This window comes from Knoellia remsis, assembly GCF_003002895.1.
In the GTDB taxonomy this organism is placed as follows: Bacteria; Actinomycetota; Actinomycetes; order Actinomycetales; family Dermatophilaceae; genus Knoellia; species Knoellia remsis.
In genome coordinates this window covers 21,843-39,227 of the sequence record NZ_PVTI01000016.1, presented here as the reverse complement: position 1 = coordinate 39,227, position 17,385 = coordinate 21,843, and the positions used below count along the sequence as shown (strand labels likewise).

The 17,385-nt window shown below is 71.6% G+C and carries 16 protein-coding genes; 11 read left to right on the top strand and 5 right to left on the bottom strand.

The features are described 5' to 3' along the window. Positions 1 to 113: 113 nt before the first annotated feature. On the bottom strand, positions 114 to 2,045 hold the full coding sequence (locus BCF74_RS10520) for an ABC transporter ATP-binding protein (protein ID WP_106297915.1): 1,932 nt from the start codon (positions 2,043 to 2,045) through the stop codon (positions 114 to 116). A 315-nt stretch (positions 2,046 to 2,360) separates the two neighbouring features. On the opposite strand from BCF74_RS10520, the gene BCF74_RS10515 reads away from it, so the two are divergent. After that, on the top strand, positions 2,361 to 2,744 hold the full coding sequence (locus tag BCF74_RS10515; protein WP_106297914.1) for a MarR family winged helix-turn-helix transcriptional regulator: 384 nt from the start codon (positions 2,361 to 2,363) through the stop codon (positions 2,742 to 2,744). A gap of 13 nt (positions 2,745 to 2,757) precedes the next feature. Next, positions 2,758 to 3,546 carry an IclR family transcriptional regulator gene (locus BCF74_RS10510; protein ID WP_106297913.1) on the top strand — a complete coding sequence of 263 codons (789 nt, stop codon included), beginning with the start codon at positions 2,758 to 2,760 and terminating at the stop codon, positions 3,544 to 3,546. 39 nt (positions 3,547 to 3,585) lie between these two features. Here the strand turns inward: BCF74_RS10510 and BCF74_RS10505 are convergent, their stop codons facing one another. The 4 genes from BCF74_RS10505 to BCF74_RS10490 form a co-directional block, all read right to left on the bottom strand. Then, positions 3,586 to 4,194, bottom strand: a complete 609-nt coding sequence (locus BCF74_RS10505; protein ID WP_146132929.1) for a universal stress protein — start codon at positions 4,192 to 4,194, stop codon at positions 3,586 to 3,588. Continuing rightward, on the bottom strand, positions 4,187 to 5,683 hold the full coding sequence (locus BCF74_RS10500) for an MFS transporter (protein ID WP_342747568.1): 1,497 nt from the start codon (positions 5,681 to 5,683) through the stop codon (positions 4,187 to 4,189). Before BCF74_RS10500 ends, BCF74_RS10505 begins: the two co-directional genes overlap by 8 nt. A 328-nt stretch (positions 5,684 to 6,011) precedes the next feature. Beyond that, on the bottom strand, positions 6,012 to 7,358 hold the full coding sequence (locus tag BCF74_RS10495; protein ID WP_106297911.1) for an alkaline phosphatase family protein: 1,347 nt from the start codon (positions 7,356 to 7,358) through the stop codon (positions 6,012 to 6,014). A gap of 105 nt (positions 7,359 to 7,463) precedes the next feature. After that, entirely contained in the window at positions 7,464 to 8,957 is a 1,494-nt protein-coding gene (locus BCF74_RS10490; protein WP_106297910.1) for a PhoX family protein, read from the bottom strand. 67 nt (positions 8,958 to 9,024) lie between these two features. Here BCF74_RS10490 and mobA point away from each other — a divergent pair, with 67 nt between their 5' ends. The 9 genes from mobA (at position 9,025) to BCF74_RS10445 (ending at position 17,384) form a co-directional block, all read left to right on the top strand. Continuing rightward, positions 9,025 to 9,591, top strand: a complete 567-nt coding sequence (gene mobA / locus BCF74_RS10485) for a molybdenum cofactor guanylyltransferase (protein WP_170070215.1) — start codon at positions 9,025 to 9,027, stop codon at positions 9,589 to 9,591. Positions 9,592 to 9,623: 32 nt separating this feature from the next. Beyond that, the gene (locus tag BCF74_RS10480) at positions 9,624 to 9,875 is read left to right on the top strand and encodes a type II toxin-antitoxin system Phd/YefM family antitoxin (RefSeq protein ID WP_106297908.1); all 252 of its coding nucleotides are present in this window, start codon (positions 9,624 to 9,626) and stop codon (positions 9,873 to 9,875) included. Next, positions 9,872 to 10,270 (top strand): type II toxin-antitoxin system VapC family toxin, encoded by a 399-nt coding sequence (locus BCF74_RS10475; RefSeq protein WP_177426651.1) that lies wholly within the window; start codon positions 9,872 to 9,874, stop codon positions 10,268 to 10,270. Before BCF74_RS10480 ends, BCF74_RS10475 begins: the two co-directional genes overlap by 4 nt. Positions 10,271 to 10,302: 32 nt before the next feature. Beyond that, complete coding sequence (locus BCF74_RS10470) at positions 10,303 to 11,280, top strand: NAD(P)H-quinone oxidoreductase (protein WP_106297907.1); 978 nt, start codon at positions 10,303 to 10,305, stop codon at positions 11,278 to 11,280. Between the two features lie 200 nt (positions 11,281 to 11,480). Then, positions 11,481 to 12,152 carry a PadR family transcriptional regulator gene (locus BCF74_RS10465; protein WP_106297906.1) on the top strand — a complete coding sequence of 224 codons (672 nt, stop codon included), beginning with the start codon at positions 11,481 to 11,483 and terminating at the stop codon, positions 12,150 to 12,152. After that, complete coding sequence (locus BCF74_RS10460) at positions 12,149 to 12,874, top strand: ABC transporter ATP-binding protein (RefSeq protein WP_106297905.1); 726 nt, start codon at positions 12,149 to 12,151, stop codon at positions 12,872 to 12,874. The genes BCF74_RS10465 and BCF74_RS10460 overlap by 4 nt, the downstream gene beginning before the upstream one ends. Before the next feature lie 62 nt (positions 12,875 to 12,936). Further along, positions 12,937 to 15,891: an ABC transporter permease gene (locus BCF74_RS10455; RefSeq protein ID WP_106297904.1), complete on the top strand. Its 2,955-nt coding sequence runs from the start codon at positions 12,937 to 12,939 to the stop codon at positions 15,889 to 15,891. Positions 15,892 to 15,933: 42 nt separating this feature from the next. After that, entirely contained in the window at positions 15,934 to 16,515 is a 582-nt protein-coding gene (locus tag BCF74_RS10450) for a TIGR03086 family metal-binding protein (protein ID WP_106297903.1), read from the top strand. 140 nt (positions 16,516 to 16,655) lie between these two features. Beyond that, complete coding sequence (locus BCF74_RS10445; RefSeq protein WP_281257183.1) at positions 16,656 to 17,384, top strand: proteasome activator; 729 nt, start codon at positions 16,656 to 16,658, stop codon at positions 17,382 to 17,384. Position 17,385: the final 1 nt, after the last annotated feature.

Here is a 17,385-nt window from a genome sequence, read left to right as displayed (position 1 = left end):
CCAATTGGGTGACTTCGGGACAGCCAGCGCGTCCCCGAGCGTCCAATTGGGTGACGTCGGGACAGCCAGCGCGTCCCCAAGCGTCCAATTGGGTGACTTCGGGACGCGGGGCGTCAGGCGACGGCGTCGTATGCCGGCCCACGCGGACCGTGGGACCCGCGCTCGCCTTCGGGCTCGCGTGCCGGGCCGGCTCCGGCGAGGGCGGCGTAGGTGCCACCCAGGCCGACGAGCTCGTCGTGCGTACCCCGCTCGACGATCCGGCCGTGGTCGAGGACGGCGATCTCGTCGGCGTCCCGCACGGTCGAGAGCCGGTGCGCGATGGTGATCGTCGTGCGACCCTTCACGAGCTCGTCGAGGGCGTGCTGCACGGCCCGCTCGGTGTCGTTGTCGAGAGCGCTCGTGGCCTCGTCGAGCACGAGCACCCGCGGGTCGCGCAGGATCGTCCGGGCGATCGCGAGACGCTGCTGCTCACCGCCGGAGAACCGGTGACCGCGCGCCCCCACGACGGTGTCGAGCCCGTCGGGGAGGGAGGCCACGAGGTCGGCGACCTGCGCCGCCGCGAGGGCTCGCCACAGGTCGACCTCCGCGGCGTCTGGCGCGGCGAGGAGGAGGTTCTCGCGGATCGACGCGTGCACGAGGTAGGTCTCCTGCGACACGACCCCGACGACCTGCGCGAGCGCCTCGGGGTCGAGGTCACGCACGTCGACACCGTCGATGAGCACCCGCCCCGACGTGGGGTCGTGGAGGCGCGCGACGAGTGAGGCGAGCGTCGACTTGCCCGACCCGGTGTGCCCGACGAGCGCGAGCGAGCCACCGGCCGGGACCACCGCGGACACGGCGGCGACAGCGGGAGCCGACTCACCGGCATACGCGAACGTCACGTCCTCGAAGCGCACCTCGCCGCGCACCCGCGCGGGGTCGAGGGCGACCGGCGCGGCCGGTGCGGCGACGTCGGGGATGAGGTCGAGGTACTCGAAAACCCTTGAGAACAGGGCCATCGAGGACACCCACTGGGCACCGACGTTGAGCAGCCCCATGAGCGGGCGGAAGATCGACGCCTGCAGCCCGGTGAAGGCGATGAGCGTCCCGATCGTCATTCCGCCGGACGTCGCCGGCAGCCCGGCGATGAGGTAGATGAGCGCGGGGATGGCCGCGAAGACGACCTGCATCGTGGCCATCCGCCAGCGACCGGCGAGCTGTGAGCGCAGCTCGAGGTCGACGAGGTCGCTCGACGTGGCGGCGAACCGTTCGGCGTGCCGGCGACCGGCGCCGAGGGTCTTGGAGAGGCGCACGCCGGAGACGGACAGGCCCTCCTCGATCTGGACGTTGAGGTCGGCGCGGCGGGACTGCTGACGGGCGGTGACCTCGCGGCGGATGAGCGCGACGCGTCGGGTCAGCCACACGGCCGGCGGGATGACGAGGAGCGAGAGCAGCGAGAGCCGCCACGACAGGGCGACCATCGCGACGGCGGTGGCGACGGCGGTCGTGAGGTTCGACGCGATCGACGTCGCGGTCGTCGTGACGACGCCCTGCATCGCGTTGATGTCGTTCGTCAGTCGCGACTGGACCTCGCCCGCGCGGGTGCGGGTGAAGAAGCCGAGCGACTGGCGCTGCAGGTGCGTGAAAAGGTCGGTGCGCAGCCGGTGCATGACCCGCTGGCCGACCCCGGTCGACATCCAGGTCTGGATCACGCCGAGCACCTGGGTCGCGGCGGCGACGGCGACCATCGCGCCGCCGGCAAGGAGGAGCAGGCGCACGTCCTGCTGCGGGATGGCGACGTCGACGACCTCGCGCACGAGGAACGGCTGGGCCATGGAGATGACGGACGTCGCAGCGATGATCGCGGTGACGACGCCGATCTGGCGGCCGAAGCCGCGGAAGAGCGCCGTCACCCGCCGCAGGGGCACGGGCGCGATGTCGAGCTGGGCGCGGTCGGCCGGGTCGATCTGCATCGGACCCCCGCCGCCGCGACCGGCACCGATGCCTCGACCACCGGGCAGGCGGGACTGGGGGTCCCGGGGAGCGTCAGGTACTGTCGCAGTCATGGGCTCTCCCTTCTGTAGTGCATGTGCGGGCCATTGGTGAGGTTGCCTCACAATGAGCCCAACGCACCACTTCGCGCTAGCATTCCCAGGTGCCCACCTCCCCGCCGACGAGTTCCCGTGTGCCCACCTGCCCGCCGATGCGCCGTATGCCGTCCGCGCACCGTCCAGCCCCACCTCACCGCGCCCCCGTCGTGCGACTTATTGCGCACAGTTCGCGTGCGAGCGCCAGCGAGCAGGCGAACTGTGCGCAATAAGTCGCTGGGTCCGGACGGTCGGGGCACGGCCGGACCCGAGGCTGCGCCGGGGGAGCTCGTCATGGAGGTCGCACGAACCCTGCGGCGTCGTTCCGCCGCGATGCTCGAGCCGTGGGGAATCACCCCGCACGAGTCCCGGGCCCTGCGCGTCATCGGCACCCACGAGCCGACCCGCCTCGGTGTCGTCGCCCAGCACCTGCGCATCGCGCCGCGCTCGGTGACCGACGTCGTCGACTCCCTCGAGTCGCGCGAGCTCGTGACGCGCGAGCCCGACCCCGAGGACCGCCGCGCCACTCGCGTCCGGCTCACCGCGCAGGGCCGCTCCCTCCTCACCGACCTCGACCGCGAGCGCCGGGCCGACCAGGAGGCCTACTTCGCCGGGCTCAGCGACCGCGATCGGGCCGCGCTGACCCGCATCCTCCGGCGCCTCGTCGCCGAGGACTGAGGGGCCGACCGTCATGTCCTCCGTCCCCGCCGCCGCTCACGCCCTCGACGTGCTCGAGCTGCTCGCCCGCCACGGCGAGCCCCTGCCCGCTGCGAGCATCGCCCGCGAACTCGGCCTCCCCCGCTCGAGCACGTACCACCTGCTCGCCGTCCTCCGCGACCGCGGCTACGTCACCCACCTCGAGGGTGAGCGCCGCTACGGACTGGGCGTCGCGGCATACGAGCTGGGATCGGCCTACCAGCGTCAGGCGCCGCTGCAGCGCATCGCCCGCAGCACCCTCGACCGCCTCGTCGACACGACCGGGCACAACGCGCATCTCGCCGTGCTGCACGGCCGCGACGTCCTCTACGTCATCGAGCAACGCGCACCCCAGGGCCCGGTCCTCGTCTCCGACGTCGGCGTCCGGCTGCCCGCGACCCTCACCGCGACGGGCCAGGCGATGCTCGCGGCGCTGCCCGCCGGGCAGGTGCGCGCGCTCTTCCCGCACGCGGACGCTCTCGTGCAGCGCGACGGGCTCGGTCCGTCGACGACGACGCAGCTGCGCAGCCTCCTCCAGTCCGTGCGCGGTCGTGGGTATGCCGTGGAGGACGGTCTCGTGACCAGCGGACTTCGGTCCGTGGCCGTGGCCGTCCTCGACCACAGCGAGCATCCGGTCGCGTCCGTCGCGGTGACGTTCCGCGTCGAACAGGTCGACGACGCCGAGGAGGCCCGGCTCGTCGCCGCGGTTGAACGCGCGGCTCGGGACCTGTCCACGCGGCTGCGCGGTCAGATCGGGCGCTCACGTCCGACCGGCGGTCGCTGACCTGGCCGCTCGCCTACGCAGCCCGGCCCTCGACCGACCTCAGTCCCGGGCCATCGGGGGGCGGTAGCCGGGACGCCCGGCCAGCCCCGCTGAACGCACCGCCGCGCGACCGACCGCGCGCCCCGCCCGCTCGATCACGGTCGGCGGTTCCTGCGAGACGCGAGGCGGCATGACGACGACAGGGCACGACGCGGCATACACGATGCGCTGCGCGAACAGCGGTGTCCCCGTGAAGGTTCGAGGTGCGTCGACGACGAGCAGGTCGGCGTCCTCCGCGGCGGCGAGGAGCACCTTGCGCTTGCCACCGCGCACCGCGCGGATCTCGGCGCCGTGGTCGTCACCGAGGACGGCGGCGACGTCGGCCTCGAGTGCGGCCTGCTCGGACCGCTCCGTGCTGGGCTTGTCGGTGACTCTCGTCCCGACCCCGCCGGAGGTCGTCGCGGGCGGCGTCGACGGGCGCCAGGACCGGACCGCGACGAGCCGCCCGTTGTTCTGGGCGGCCTGGGCCGCACCCCAGACGAGGGCCGTCGGGGACTTCGACGTCGCGCTCACCCCGACGACGACCGTGTAGGGACGCGGGTCATGGTCTGCGGCCTCGGCCTGCTGGACCTGCTCGGTCCGGTCGCTCTGCTGGGTCTGGTCACTCATCACGCCCTCCTTCACACCGGGAGCTTGACGGTCTCGTTGCCGTCCTCGTCGTAGCTCGACAGCGGGGGCGCGATCTCCTCGAGCGACTTGTTCTCGGCATCGACGCCCCAGACCGCCGCGACAGCGCGCCGATGAGCATGATCCCCGCGGCGATGAGGTAGCCCCAGAACATCGGCCCGCGGGTCTGGCCGTCACCGATGAGCCAGCCGTAGAAGACCGGGCCGATGGCCCCGAAGACCTGCGCGGTGGCGAAGAAGTACGAGATGGCCTGACCACGCGCCTCGAGCGGGAAGATCTCCGAGACGGTGAGGTAGCCGGCGGACGCACCGGCCGAGGCGAAGAAGAAGGCCACGCACCAGAACGCGGTGTGCGTCGCCGCGGACAGCGACCCGGCGTTGAAGAGGAACGCCGACACGGCGAGGACGATGGCCGCGAACGCGTAGCAGCCGCCGATCATCTTGCGCCGGCCGATGGTGTCGAAGAACGGCCCGAGCAGCAGCGGGCCGAGGAGGTTGCCGACCGCGAACGGGAAGAAGTACACAGCCGCGCTGGCCGGCGTCTCTCCGTAGAAGTTCTGCAGGACAAGGGAGTACGTGAAGAAGATCGCGTTGTAGAGGAAGCTCTGCGTGATCATCAGGGTCGCGCCGAGAACCGTCCGCGTCGGGTACATCTGGAAGAAGACGTACGCGAGCTGGCGGGGCGTGAGACCCTCGCGCGGCTTGATCCACATGCCGTCGCGCTTCTCGTCGAGCTTCGGCAGCGCCTTGCCGGCGGCGCGGACCTCGTCCTCGATGCCGGCGACGATGCGCTCGGCCTCCTCGCCCCGCCCGTGCGTCACCATCCAGCGCGGGCTCTCCGGGATGTGCCGGCGCAGGTAGATGATCGCCAGGCCGAGAACCGGCCCGAGGAGGAAGGCGAGCCGCCAGCCGACGTTGTCGCCGAACCGGTCCGGGTCGAGGAAGAAGAGGCTCGCGAAGGCGCCGAGACCGGCACCGAACCAGTAGGTGCCGTTGATCGCGAGGTCGACGCGGCCGCGGAACCGGCCGGGGATGAGCTCGTCGACGGCCGAGTTCACCGCGGAGTACTCACCACCGATGCCCATACCGGCGACGAAACGCAGCGCGAGGAAGACCCACATGTTCGGGCTGAACGCCGCCAGCCCGGACGCGATCAGGTACAGCGCGAGGGTCAGCGTGAAGAGCTTCTTGCGACCGAGAGTGTCGGTGAGCCGCCCGAACCACAGCGCTCCGACGACCTCGCCGATGAGATAGACCGACCCCGCGAGACCGACCTCGGCGGTGCTCATCCCGAGCGCCTTCTCGAAGCCGCCGGCGGCGACGATCTGCACCTCGAGACCGTCGAGGATCCACGCCGTCCCGAGCCCGAAGATCACCATCCAGTGGAACTTCGTCCACGGCATGTCGTGCATGCGGGCGGGGATGAGACTTCGGACGGGCTTGTTCTCGACTTCGACGTCGGTCGTCGACATGGCGTGCGGGCCTCCTCGAGTTCGTCACGGCCGACTCCGGTGCCGGCACCGTCTCGGGACGTTACGCCGGTCGCGCGGACCTGTGGGGTCCGCGCGCCTCAGGATTTTTTGCGGGCGCCGGATCGTCTCGTATGCCGTCCGACCGCCTCTCGTCTGCCGTCCGCCACTGAGTGCCGATTCCGTTCCCCCCACCCGAACGGAACCAGCAACAAGTCGCACTGATTGCCGAATCCGTTCACCCACCAGCGAACGAAACCAGCAACAAGTCGGGGGTGGAAGGGCGACTTATTGCGCACAGTTCGCATGCCTCTGTGCGAACTGTGCGCAATCAGTCGGGGAGGAGGGCCTCGCGCAGGACTCGGCCCTCGCTGGCGGCCGGCGGGGCGACGCCGAGGAGGTGGCTGATCGTCGCGGCGAGGTCGACGTGTCGCGGGGAGCGTGGCGCGACGCCGGGTCGGACCCGGTGGCCCGAGAGGATGAGCGGGATGTCGAGTTCGGCCCGACCCCCGTGCCGCCCGTCGAACGCCTCGGCGGGGACGGTGACGAAGAGCGCGTACGGCTCACGGGTCTCGACGACGAGCTCGCCGTACTGCGGCGCCATCCGCATCGCCCGTTGGTCGTCCTTGGTGAAGACGCCGCTCACCCCCTCGATGCCCGCGAACACCTCCGCCACCCGGGCCGTCGCCGACGCGGAGCCCGCGAGCTCCCCGAGCAGGTGCACCGACGCGATGCTTCCTCCACCGACGAAGACGACGTCCGTGTCCGGGCTGCTCACACGACCACCACTCCCGACGTACTCGGCCCGGAAGCCGGCAGCCGCGAGGCGCTCGATCGCCGTGCTCCCCAACGGGATCCGCCAGTTGCTCATGCCGTGGTCGGCGGTGACGAGCCACGTGGTCCGACCCCAGAGGTCGGCGTCCTTGACCGCGGTGATGAGCCTGCCGATGGCGGCGTCCGTCTCACGCAGCGTGTCGAGCAGACGCGGGTCGCTCGGACCCCACGAGTGGCCGTCGCCGTCGACGTCGCTGGAGTAGACCGCAAGGAAGTCCGGCGGCTCCGGCAGCGTCATGATCGTGCCGCCACTGTCGACCGGTTGTCCGGTGAGCATCGCGATGGCGTCGTCGACGCGGGCGTCGATCCGCCCTCCCGGCTGGGTGTAGAGCCCCTGCGGGTCGCCGTAGTCGACGCCCTTGCCCTGGAGGATGAACCACTGCGACGACCCGATCGTCCGGCCCTGCCGGCGCAGCGACTGCCCGATCCCCTCGACGGCGCTGTCGCGCGACTGGCCGCGTGCCACACCGGCCGCGGTGTCGAACCAGTAGGCCGCGTTCTTGGTTCGGTCGGGGTAGGTGCCGCAGGCCACCGACGTCCACGACGGGTTCGTGATCGAGGTCATGACGCCGGTGCTGCGGGACAGCGAGCCACGCCGCAGCAGCGACTCGAGGTGCGGCAAGGCGACCCGGCCGTCGAGGTACTCGCGGTCGAACCCGTCCAGCGCGAGGAGGATGACGTTCCCCCGCGGGCGGGAGGACCGCGAGGACCGTGACGACCGCACGGACCGGGACGACCCGGCATACGCGGACGAGGCGGAGGCGACCGACGCGGTGGCGAGGGTCGACGCGGCGGCGCCCCCGATCAGGGCGCGACGGGACACGGACGACGGGGTCGAAGGCATGCCGACGACGCTAGGTCGGCGCCGGCAACCGCCCGGCAAGCCCGACGTGAACGTCTGCGGAACGGGCCGTGCCGGGCGGAGCCGGGCGGGGATCGAGACGCCGGGCTACACGCCGATGCGCTCCCACCGACCCCAGATCGCGAACGACACACCCGCACTCGCCTGGATGTTGACGAACAGCGTCCGCCCCGACGGGCTGAACGTCGACCCCGCGAACTCGTCGTCGAACCGCGGCCGACCGGCGGCGGAGTACGCCCGGTTGAGGGCGATGTCCCACAGCTGGCCGCCCCGGTTGAGGCCGCGCACGTAGTTGTCCTCGTTGCTGTCCTCGCAGACGACGAGGGTGCCGCGCTCGCTCACCGTGATGTTGTCGGGGAAGTCGAACGTCTGCTTCCCCGGAGACTCGTAGACGAGGCGCAGCTTCTCGGAGCGGGTGTCGTAGGCCCACACCTGGCCGAAGCCGTTGCCCCAACCGCCGGAGGAGTCCGGTGACGTGTAGACGTCGCCGCCGCCCTGGGTCGAGGTGAAGTACACGACTCCGTTGTCGTAGATCTGCCCCTCGAGCCGGCTGAAGCTCGCCGCACCCTGCGCCCGGCCCTGGTCGCCGACGTAGACGATCGCAGTGTCGTTGCTCGTCGGCGCCGTCTGCCCGGGCGTGTAGCCCCACGTCGGGTCCGGGTCGTCGATGTCGACCCACTCGACGGAGTACACCGCTCCCTTGGGCTGGCTCGCCTCGAGGTGGGCGTTGGGCCGGCCCTTGACCGCGAGCATCTGCAGCGTGCCCTCGTTGTCGAGCCGGCCGGTCTCCATCGGGTTCGTCTTCGGCGTGTAGCGGTAGAACCCGCTCGCGAACGCGAAGTTGTCCTCGGTGAGGTAGAGCCGCCCCTCACGCGGGTCGAACGACACCGCCTCGTGCGCGAATCGCCCTGCGCGAGTGACGGGTTCGGCATCCGCGCGACCGGTGATCGGCACCTCGAAGATGTAGCCGTGCGGCTTGGTCAGCGGCACGTTCGAGGTCCCGGTGAAGTCGGGTCCGACGTCGGGGCCGTTGACGGTCTCCTCGCACGTCACCCACGCGCCCCACGGCATCTGGCCGCCGGAGCAGTTCATCATCGTGCCGCTGATCGCCGTCCACGACGCCGCGACCTCGCCGGTCTCGCTGACGTCGATGTGCGTGCAGCCGCCGCGGGCCATGGGGTCGTAGACGTGGTCGCCGGCCGGCCCGAACGCCGCACCCGGGCTGTTGACCTCGTGGTTGCGGATGAGGGTGACGGTGCTGCCGGGGCCGTCGAATGCGCCCATGCCGTCGTGCCGGCCGGGCAGCTTCGTGCCGTCGTCGAGGACGACCGGCTGCTCGGTGTCGTGGAACGAGCGGTACTGGAAGCCCTCGGGCAGGTGCAGCCGCACCTTGCCGTCGCGCAGGTCCGGGACCGGCCGGAGGCCGCGGAAGGCCGGGCTGCCGAGCGCTCCGACCGGGGCTGCTCCGGCGGGACCGGCGACGAGGCCCGTGAACGGTCCGGCGAGGGCGGCGGTGCCGGCTGCGGCGGCCGCGCCCTTGAGGACGGTGCGGCGCTCCAGCGCGTGGCGGGGTGTTGCCATGTCGACTCCTTTGTCGTCAGGGGATCAGGTCAACGTATGCCGTGCCGCGCCGGGCCACAATGGTCCGGTGTCGTCATCGGTCACCGTCGTCGTGCTCGCCGGGGGTACCGCGCGCCGGTTCGGGTCGGACAAGCTCGCGGCGTTGCTGCCGGACGGCCGATCGGTGCTCGAGCACTGCCTTGCCGGTATGCCGTCCGCCTGGCCTCTCGTCGTCGTCGGACCCGAACGGCCGGTCCCGTCCGAGGTGGCCGACCGGGTGCGGTTCGTCCGGGAGACGCCGGCCGGCGGGGGACCGCTGGCGGGGATTGCGGCCGGGGTCGCTGTCGCCGACGGTGACGTCGTGTGCGTCGCGCCGGGGGACACGCCTCGTGCCGGCGAGGTGTTGCCCCTGCTCGTCGGCGCTCTCGACGCCGACCCGACCGTCGATGCTGCCGTGCTGAGCGACGCTGCGGGACAACCGAATCCGGTGCTCGCGGCATACCGAACCAGAGCGCTGCGCGCAGCGCTCCCGGACGTACCCACGGGAGCCGCGGCCCGCGAGCTGCTCACCCTGACCCACGTCGAGGTGCGCGCACCCTTCCCGGTCCACGACGTCACCACCCCCGCCGACCTCACCGACACCGGCATGGGGTAGCACTTGTGTCACATCCGCCGTAGTATGGCTGCATGAACATCTCCGTTGGCCTGCGAGAGCTGCGACAGGACGCCTCCGATCTCGTCCGGCGCGTCGAACAGGGCGAGGAGATCGTCATCACCGTATCCGGGCGACCCAGTGCACGACTCGTCCCGGCCAAGCCGGCGCAGTGGCGTCGCTGGGATGACCTGACCGAGCTGTTCGACGGACCGGCCGACCCCGACTGGGCGAAGGACCGTGACCTGATCGATGACGAACTGCGCGACCCGTGGGGCGGCGAGTGAGCCCGGTGCAGGCCGAGCGAGCCGTCCTCGACACGAGTGTGGTCATCGACCCGGGCGCCACGCCGATCCCTGGCGTGCTGGCGATCAGTACGGCCACCCTCTCCGAGCTGCACTTCGGCGTGCTCGTCGCGAAGAAGCCGGAGGTGCGGGCGGAGCGGCTTCGACGACTGAGCGTGATCCAGCGCCAGTTCGACGCGCTCCCCATCGATGACGCCGTGGCGGCAAGCTACGGACGGCTGGCTGCGGCCGTGGTCGATGCCGGCCGCACGCCTCGAGGACGGACGATGGACCTGCTCATTGCAGCGACCGCGCACGCCCATGGGGCCTCCCTCGTCACGCGAAACCCCAAGGACTTCCGCGGTCTCGAGGCGCTCGTCACCGTTGTGCCCGTCTGAGGCGCTGTCCCGAAGCGTCGTACGTTGGACGCATGAAGGCGATCACGATTCCCACGCCCGGCGGGCCCGAGGCGCTCGTCCTCTCCGACGTCGACACCCCGGAGCCGGGCCCCGGCCAGGTCCGCATCACGGTCGTCGCGGCGGGCGTCAACCGCGCGGACACCCTGCAGCGACAGGGGTTCTACGACCCGCCTCCCGGCGAGACCGAGATCCCGGGCCTCGAGGTGTCCGGGACGGTCGACGCCGTCGGCGAGGACGTGAGCGAGTGGGTCGTCGGGGACCAGGTGTGCGCCCTCCTGACCGGCGGCGGCTACGCCGAGCAGGTCGTCGTGCCGGCAGGCCAGGTCCTGCCGGTGCCGAACGGCATCGACCTCGTCGACGCGGCCGCCCTGCCCGAGGTCGTGTCGACCGTCTGGTCCAACGTCTTCCTCACCGCGAACCTCCAGCCCGGCGAGACCCTGCTCGTCCACGGTGGTTCCTCCGGCATCGGCACGATGGCGATCCAGCTCGCCCGCGAGGTCGGCGCTCGAGTGGCCGTCACCGCCGGTTCGCAGGAGAAGCTCGACTTCTGCCGCGAGCTCGGCGCAGAGATCCTCGTCAACTACAAGGAGCAGGACTTCGTCGACGTCGTCCGCGAGGCCACCGACGGCCACGGCGCCGACGTCATCCTCGACAACATGGGCGCGAAGTACCTCGCCCGCAACGTCGACACCCTCGCCACCTCGGGTCGGCTCGTCATCATCGGGATGCAGGGCGGCACGAAGGCCGAGCTCGACATCTCCCGCCTGCTGCGCAAGCGCGCCGCCGTCATCGCGACGACGCTGCGCGCCCGCCCCGCCGCCGAGAAGGCGACGATCGTCGCTGCGGTCCGCGAGCACGTCTGGCCGATGCTCGCCGACGGCCGGGTCCGCCCGGTCGTGCACTCCCGACACGCGCTCGGTGACGCGAGCGCGGCGCACGCCGAGATGGAGGCGAGCACCCACCTCGGCAAGATCCTGCTCACGACCTGAGCGGACGGCATACTGCGAAACAGCGTCACCCGCACCCTTGCCAGCGGCGCGGATACTCGGTATACATGGTCGTGTCGAGCACGGCATACCCGGTATTTCGGCAGATCAGGGGCTGACCGGGACGCCGCGTATGCCGGCTCGGCGCCGTACGCGGGAGCGCAGGGGTTCCCGCGTCGAACGTCACGAAGGAGAGGCGCCCGATGTCGGTGAAGCAGGGGCTCATGGCCCTCCTCGCGGAGGGGCCGATGTACGGCGCCCAGCTGCGCGCGGAGTTCGAGGAGCGCACCGGGGGGACGTGGCCGCTCAACGTCGGGCAGGTCTACACGACGCTGTCGCGGCTCGAGCGCGACGGCTTCGTCGAGGCGACCGGCGAGGCCGACGCCGAGGGCCGGATCTCCTACCGCCTCACCGAGGCCGGGGCCGCGGAGAACGCGACGTGGTGGACGACGCCGGTCGACCGCGACAGCACCCCCCGCGACGAGCTGACGATCAAGCTCGCCCTCGCCGTGACCGTGCCCGGCGTCGACGTCCGGGCCGTCGCGCAGACCCAGCGGACCGCCACCCTCAAGCACCTGCACGACCTCACCCGGCTCAAGCAGCAGGTCGTCGCCAGGCAGCGCGAGGACGAGACCGAGCCCTCCCACCCCGGCGCGCCCGACCACGACCTCGCCTGGCTGCTCGTCCTCGAGAACCTCATCTTCTCCGCCGAGGCCGAGGTGCGCTGGCTCGACCACGTCGAGACCCGCCTGCACCGCGAGGCGCTGCGCCCGCGACCGCAGCCGACCACGGACGGCGAGCGGGCCGCGGGCGGCGCGCGGACGGCATACGACGACGAACCCGAACCGACCACGACGCGAGGTGCGCGGCGATGAGGTACCCGAGCCTCATCCTCGACGACGTCACCCGCGTCCACGGCAGCGGCGAGACCGCCGTGCGCGCCCTCGCGGGGGTGAGCCTCGACGTCATGCCCGGCGAGCTCGTCGCCGTCATGGGCCCGAGCGGCTCGGGCAAGTCGACACTGCTCAACCTCGCCGGCGGGCTCGACAAGGCGACGTCCGGTCGAGTCGTCATCGAGGGCGAGGACCTCACGAAGATGACACCCAAGGGCATCGCGCAGCTGCGGCGGCAACGGGTCGGGTTCGTCTTCCAGGACTACAACCTCATCCCGAGCCTCACAGCGGCCGAAAACGTCTCTCTCCCACTGGAACTCGACGGCGAGCGCCCACGCAAGGCTCGCCTGCTGGCCCGGCAGACGCTCGACCTCATGGACCTGCGCGAGCTCGCCGACCGCTTCCCCGACCAGATGTCCGGCGGCCAGCAGCAACGTGTCGCGATCGCCCGCGCACTCGTCGGCACACGCCGCCTCGTCCTCGCCGACGAGCCGACCGGCGCCCTCGACACGCACACCGGCGAGGAGGTGCTGCGGGTCCTGCGCGAACGCTGCGACGACGGCGTCGCCGGGCTGCTCGTGACCCACGAGGCGCGCCACGCGGCGTGGGCCGACCGCGTCGTCTTCCTCCGCGACGGCGTCATCGTCGACTCGACGGGACCGGCGGGCAGCGCCGAGGACCTGCTCGACGCCGCGCCGGCCTGACGATGAACGCGGGAGCGCGGCGATGAGCGCGGGTGTGCGGCGATGAGCGCGGGAGCGCGGCGATGACCACCGAGACCAGGCGGGGGGCGGGATCAGGGGCCCAGCCCCCCGCCGCCTCGGTCGATGCCGGTATGCCGTCCGCGGACGTCCCGCCCGCGCCGCGCCGTTCGTCGTGGGGGCGGTTCGCGAGCAGCTGGGCGGTGTCGCTGCGGATGGCGCGGCGGGACGTGCGCCGGCACAAGGGCCGCAGCCTGCTCATCGTGCTCATGGTCGCGCTCCCGACGATGCTGCTCACGGCCGGACTGACCCTGTTCCAGACGGAACGGATCACTGGGGCTGAGTACATCCCCTCCCTCATGGGCGACGGCGTGGCCATGGTGACGAATCCTCCCGCGCCACGGGCGGTCTTCCACGGGGTGGCGCCAGACGTCGGCGGTGGCGAGTCGGAGGTCGCCGCGAAGCCGATCCCGGGGTTCGATGCCGCGGCTTCGGCGTTCGACAACGCGGACGCGATCGGGGCGCTCACCGGGACGCGGGCGATCCCTTGGTTACGCAATGCCGTCACCTTCCGAGTCGACGGCCGCCGCTCCAACCTCGAGACCCTCGCTCTCGACGGCCGGGCCGGTCTGGGCGAACGCCTCGAGCTCGTCGACGGACGCTGGCCGGCCACGGCCTCGGAGGCGATGGTGTCGACCGGCGCGCGAGCGCGCGGCATCGGTCGCGACGGGACGGTGCGCGTCAGCGCGGGAGACAAGGACGTCACGCTCACCATCGTCGGCACGACCACGATGCCCGGCGCGTGGAACGGCGTCGCGGACCTCGTGACGATGACACCGGTGTCCGACGGAGCCGGCGAGTCCGGCTGGATCCTGCTCGACGACGCACCGATGCCGTGGTCGCAGGTTCGTGAGCTCAACACCTACGGCCTCCAGGTGTTCTCGGCCGAGGCGATGCGCAACCCGCCGCCGGAGTCGGAGCTGCCCGCCGAGCTCCGGGGCATTCAGGACTACGAGGCAACGCAGCTGCGCAACATCGTCGGGATCGGCGGCGTCATCCTCCTCGTCATGACGACGCTCCTCGTCGGTCCCGCATTTGCCGTGAGCGCAGCCCGGCAGCGACGCACCCTCGCCCTCTCGGCGAGCAACGGGGCGACGACCGCACAGCTCCGGCGAACCGTCCTCGCCCAGGCCGTGGTCCTCGGAGTGACGTCGGCGCTCGCCGGGGCGGCGCTCGGGGTCGGACTCGTCTGGGTCGGTCAGCGGTTCGGTGCCGACCTCAACCCGTGGATCGGCGCCTTCTTCGGCGGCGGTGGACCGTTCGACGTGCCGTGGCTCCCCGTCGCGTTCATCACCGCGGCCGCCATGGTGAGCACCGTCATCGCCGCGCTGCTGCCGGCCCGCCGCCTCGGCCGGCTCGACATCGTCGGCGTCATGAAGGGCCAGAACGTCTCACCCCGCCCCAGCCCCGTGGTGTTCGGCGTCGGACTCATCACGGGTGTGGGTGGCGGAGTCCTCCTGCTCGACAGCGCGCGCAAGGGCGCCCAGGGCGCGGCCGGCATGGAGGTGCGGACGGCGCTCGGTGCGATCGCCCTCGTCGTCGGCGCGATCATGCTCACTCCGGTGCTGCTCGTCGCCGTCTCCCGTCTGGGGGCGCGCCTCCCCGTCGCCCTGCGCATGGCGACCCGCGATGCCGGCCGTCAGCGTTCCCGCAGTGTCCCCGCGATCTCCGCGGTGCTGGCCGCGGTCGCGGTGCTCACCATGGTGCTCATCTCCACGTCGAGCGACACCGAGCAGAACCGTCGTGAGTACCTCGCAACGAACCTCGAGGGCGAGGCGACGCTCTCCGGAATGAATCTTGCGGGCGAGGTGGCCCGCATCCGTACGGCGTTGCTCGGCGTGCAGCCCGACCTTGTCGTCACACCGGCAGCAGCCCTCTTCCGCAACGACCCGATGATGGAGGGCACGGGCGGCATACCCACGAAGCCCTACGACGCCAACCACGTCAACGTCGTCCCGCCCGGATGTCGGCCGCTGGAGGCCGTGACCGGCGGGGGTGGCTTCGTCACGAACGAGGAGTCCCCCCTCGACCCGTGTCTGCGGATCGGCACCGACGGCACGGGCAACAGCGCGGCGATCCGCGTCCTGCCCGCCGCCGAGATCGCGCGCCGGCTCGACGCGATCGGGCTACGTGACCAGGCGGCCGCCGCGCGGGACGGCAAGGCGGTCATCGGTCGCGCCGCCGGCCAGCCCAGCGTCCTGACCGCCGGCACCGCCACGATGATGAGGGGCACCGAACGCATCGACCCGGTGGCCCGCCAGAGCGGCGGCTTCGACCCCGCACAAGCCAGCATCACCAACGTCCGCACCTTCGAGGTCCCGGCGGTCGAGGTCCCGATGACCAAGCAGACGGCCGGCGCCCTGGTCGGCTCGGTCATGCTCCTCCCCACGCAGCTCGCCGCCGAGCACGACATCGCGACCATCACCGACCGCCTCCTGCTGCGCACCCCCGATGGCGCGATGAGCCCGGATCTCGTCAGCCGGCTGCGCTTCGTCATCGCCGACGACCTGTGGATCGAGCTCGAGCGCGGCTTCGACAACCCCCTCGGCGCGATCATCGCCGCCCTCCTCGGTGTCTTCCTCCTCATCCTCCTCGTCACGACCCTCACCTCGACCGCGCTCACGCTCGCCGAGCAGGAGAAGGACCAGGCGACCCTGGCGGCCCTCGGCTCAGGCCGCGGCACCCGCCGGGTCATGGCCGGTGCGCAGGCGCTCGTCCTCACCCTCGTCGGGGCAGTTCTCGGGGTGGCGGTCGGGATCCTGCCCGGTCTGGCGTTGACCTACCCGCTCACCGCGCAGAGCTTCGACCCCGTGACCGGCATGGGTCGGGTGGGCGACCCCGTCATCGTCATCCCGTGGCTCACCATCGTCGGCTTCGTTCTCGCCGCGGCGACGATCTCCGCGGGACTGGCCGCGGCCGGCATACGGAAGGCTCCGGACGCCACCCGGCGAACTGCGTGATTCGCCGGACGACACTTGGTTTCCCCTGAGACAATCTCGCGTATGCCGTTCTCTCCCCTGCCGGCTGAACGCCACCGTGCCATCGCGGCCACCTTCACGAAAACCGTTGTCGGAGTGTCTGATTGGGATGCTCCCTCGCCTGTCGACGACTGGGCGGCACGCGACGTCGTGCGCCACCTCGTCGAGTGGCTGCCTGCCCTGCTGCGCTCCGGTGCCGGCGTCGAGCTCCCGTCCGTGCCCTCGGTCGACGACGACCCCGTCGCCGCATGGCAGGAGCACGCGCGCGCCGTGCAGGCCCTGCTCGACGACCCCACGACCGAAGGTCGCCGCCTCGACAACCCCAACATCGGGACCGTCCCGCTGGGTCAGGCGATCGACCGGTTCTACACGGCTGACGTCTTCATGCACACGTGGGACCTCGCCCGCGCGACGGGCCAGCCGGACCGGCTCGACGCGGACTTCGCGCGACGCCTGCTCGAGGGCATGGAGTCCTACGACGAGGCGCTGCGCGCCTCCGGCCAGTACGGCCCGCGCATCCCCGTACCGGAGGACGCCGACGTCACCGACCGGCTCATGGGCTTCATCGGCCGCGACCCCCAGTGGACTCCCCCCACCGACGACTGATTGCGCACAGTTCGCATCTCCCCGTGCGACGTCCGCGCAATAGGTCGGACTGATTGCGCACAGTTCGCATGCTCGACGGCGTTCGCAGGCGAACTGTGCGCAATAAGTGGGAGAGGGGTGGGTGGGGCAGGATGGGTGACATGAGCGATCAGCAGTCGACCCCGGAGCCCCGTGACATGCCAGAGCCCAGCCAGTCCGAGACCGACGCCGCGCAGCAGCAACCGCCTCAGCGACAGCAACCGCAGCAGCGCGACGAGGCGCCCGACCGCTCCGGGGACGACCGCGTCGTCGTCGTCACCCCCGAGGGCATGGGGGTTGCCGAGCCGCCGAGCACGAGCGACGACGGCGACACGGACCGCCCGAACCAGAACCCCGCCGAGCTCGTCGAGCAGCCGGCCAAGGTCATGCGGATCGGCTCGATGGTCAAGCAGCTCCTCGAGGAGGTCCGCAGCGCCCCCCTCGACGAGGCCGGCCGCGCGCGTCTCGCCGAGATCCACGACAAGGCCCTTGCCGAGCTCAAGGACGGCCTCGCCCCCGAGCTCGACGAGGAGCTCGACCGGCTCGTCGCTCCGTTCAAGTCTGACCAGAACCCGTCCGATGCCGAGCTGCGCATCGCCCAGGCCCAGCTCGTCGGCTGGCTCGAGGGTCTCTTCCAGGGAATCCAGACCGCGCTCGTCGCCCAGCAGATGGCGGCCCAGGCACAACTGCAGCAGATGCGCGCGCTCCCGCCCGGCCACCCCCAGGCCGGCCAGCAGCCGGGTGGGCCCGCAGGGCCCGGCGGTCCCGGGACCGGCGCACCCGGCATACCGGGAATGCCCGGGGGACCAGCCCACAATGGCCCGTCGGAAGGCACCGGTCAGTACCTCTGAT

What these genes read in the sequence shown, in the direction of transcription:
- BCF74_RS10445 (WP_281257183.1), top strand. Translation starts at nt 16,656, where the DNA reads ATGAGCGATCAGCAGTCGACCCCGGAGCCCCGTGACATGCCAGAGCCC.
- BCF74_RS10495 (WP_106297911.1), bottom strand. Translation starts at nt 7,358, where the DNA reads ATGCCTTCGACCCCGTCGTCCGTGTCCCGTCGCGCCCTGATCGGGGGC.
- BCF74_RS10490 (WP_106297910.1), bottom strand. Translation starts at nt 8,957, where the DNA reads ATGGCAACACCCCGCCACGCGCTGGAGCGCCGCACCGTCCTCAAGGGC.
- BCF74_RS10515 (WP_106297914.1), top strand. Translation starts at nt 2,361, where the DNA reads ATGGAGGTCGCACGAACCCTGCGGCGTCGTTCCGCCGCGATGCTCGAG.
- BCF74_RS10505 (WP_146132929.1), bottom strand. Translation starts at nt 4,194, where the DNA reads ATGAGTGACCAGACCCAGCAGAGCGACCGGACCGAGCAGGTCCAGCAG.
- BCF74_RS10455 (WP_106297904.1), top strand. Translation starts at nt 12,937, where the DNA reads ATGACCACCGAGACCAGGCGGGGGGCGGGATCAGGGGCCCAGCCCCCC.
- BCF74_RS10510 (WP_106297913.1), top strand. Translation starts at nt 2,758, where the DNA reads ATGTCCTCCGTCCCCGCCGCCGCTCACGCCCTCGACGTGCTCGAGCTG.
- BCF74_RS10460 (WP_106297905.1), top strand. Translation starts at nt 12,149, where the DNA reads ATGAGGTACCCGAGCCTCATCCTCGACGACGTCACCCGCGTCCACGGC.
- BCF74_RS10480 (WP_106297908.1), top strand. Translation starts at nt 9,624, where the DNA reads ATGAACATCTCCGTTGGCCTGCGAGAGCTGCGACAGGACGCCTCCGAT.
- BCF74_RS10500 (WP_342747568.1), bottom strand. Translation starts at nt 5,683, where the DNA reads ATGTCGACGACCGACGTCGAAGTCGAGAACAAGCCCGTCCGAAGTCTC.
- BCF74_RS10470 (WP_106297907.1), top strand. Translation starts at nt 10,303, where the DNA reads ATGAAGGCGATCACGATTCCCACGCCCGGCGGGCCCGAGGCGCTCGTC.
- BCF74_RS10450 (WP_106297903.1), top strand. Translation starts at nt 15,934, where the DNA reads ATGCCGTTCTCTCCCCTGCCGGCTGAACGCCACCGTGCCATCGCGGCC.
- BCF74_RS10465 (WP_106297906.1), top strand. Translation starts at nt 11,481, where the DNA reads ATGTCGGTGAAGCAGGGGCTCATGGCCCTCCTCGCGGAGGGGCCGATG.
- BCF74_RS10520 (WP_106297915.1), bottom strand. Translation starts at nt 2,045, where the DNA reads ATGACTGCGACAGTACCTGACGCTCCCCGGGACCCCCAGTCCCGCCTG.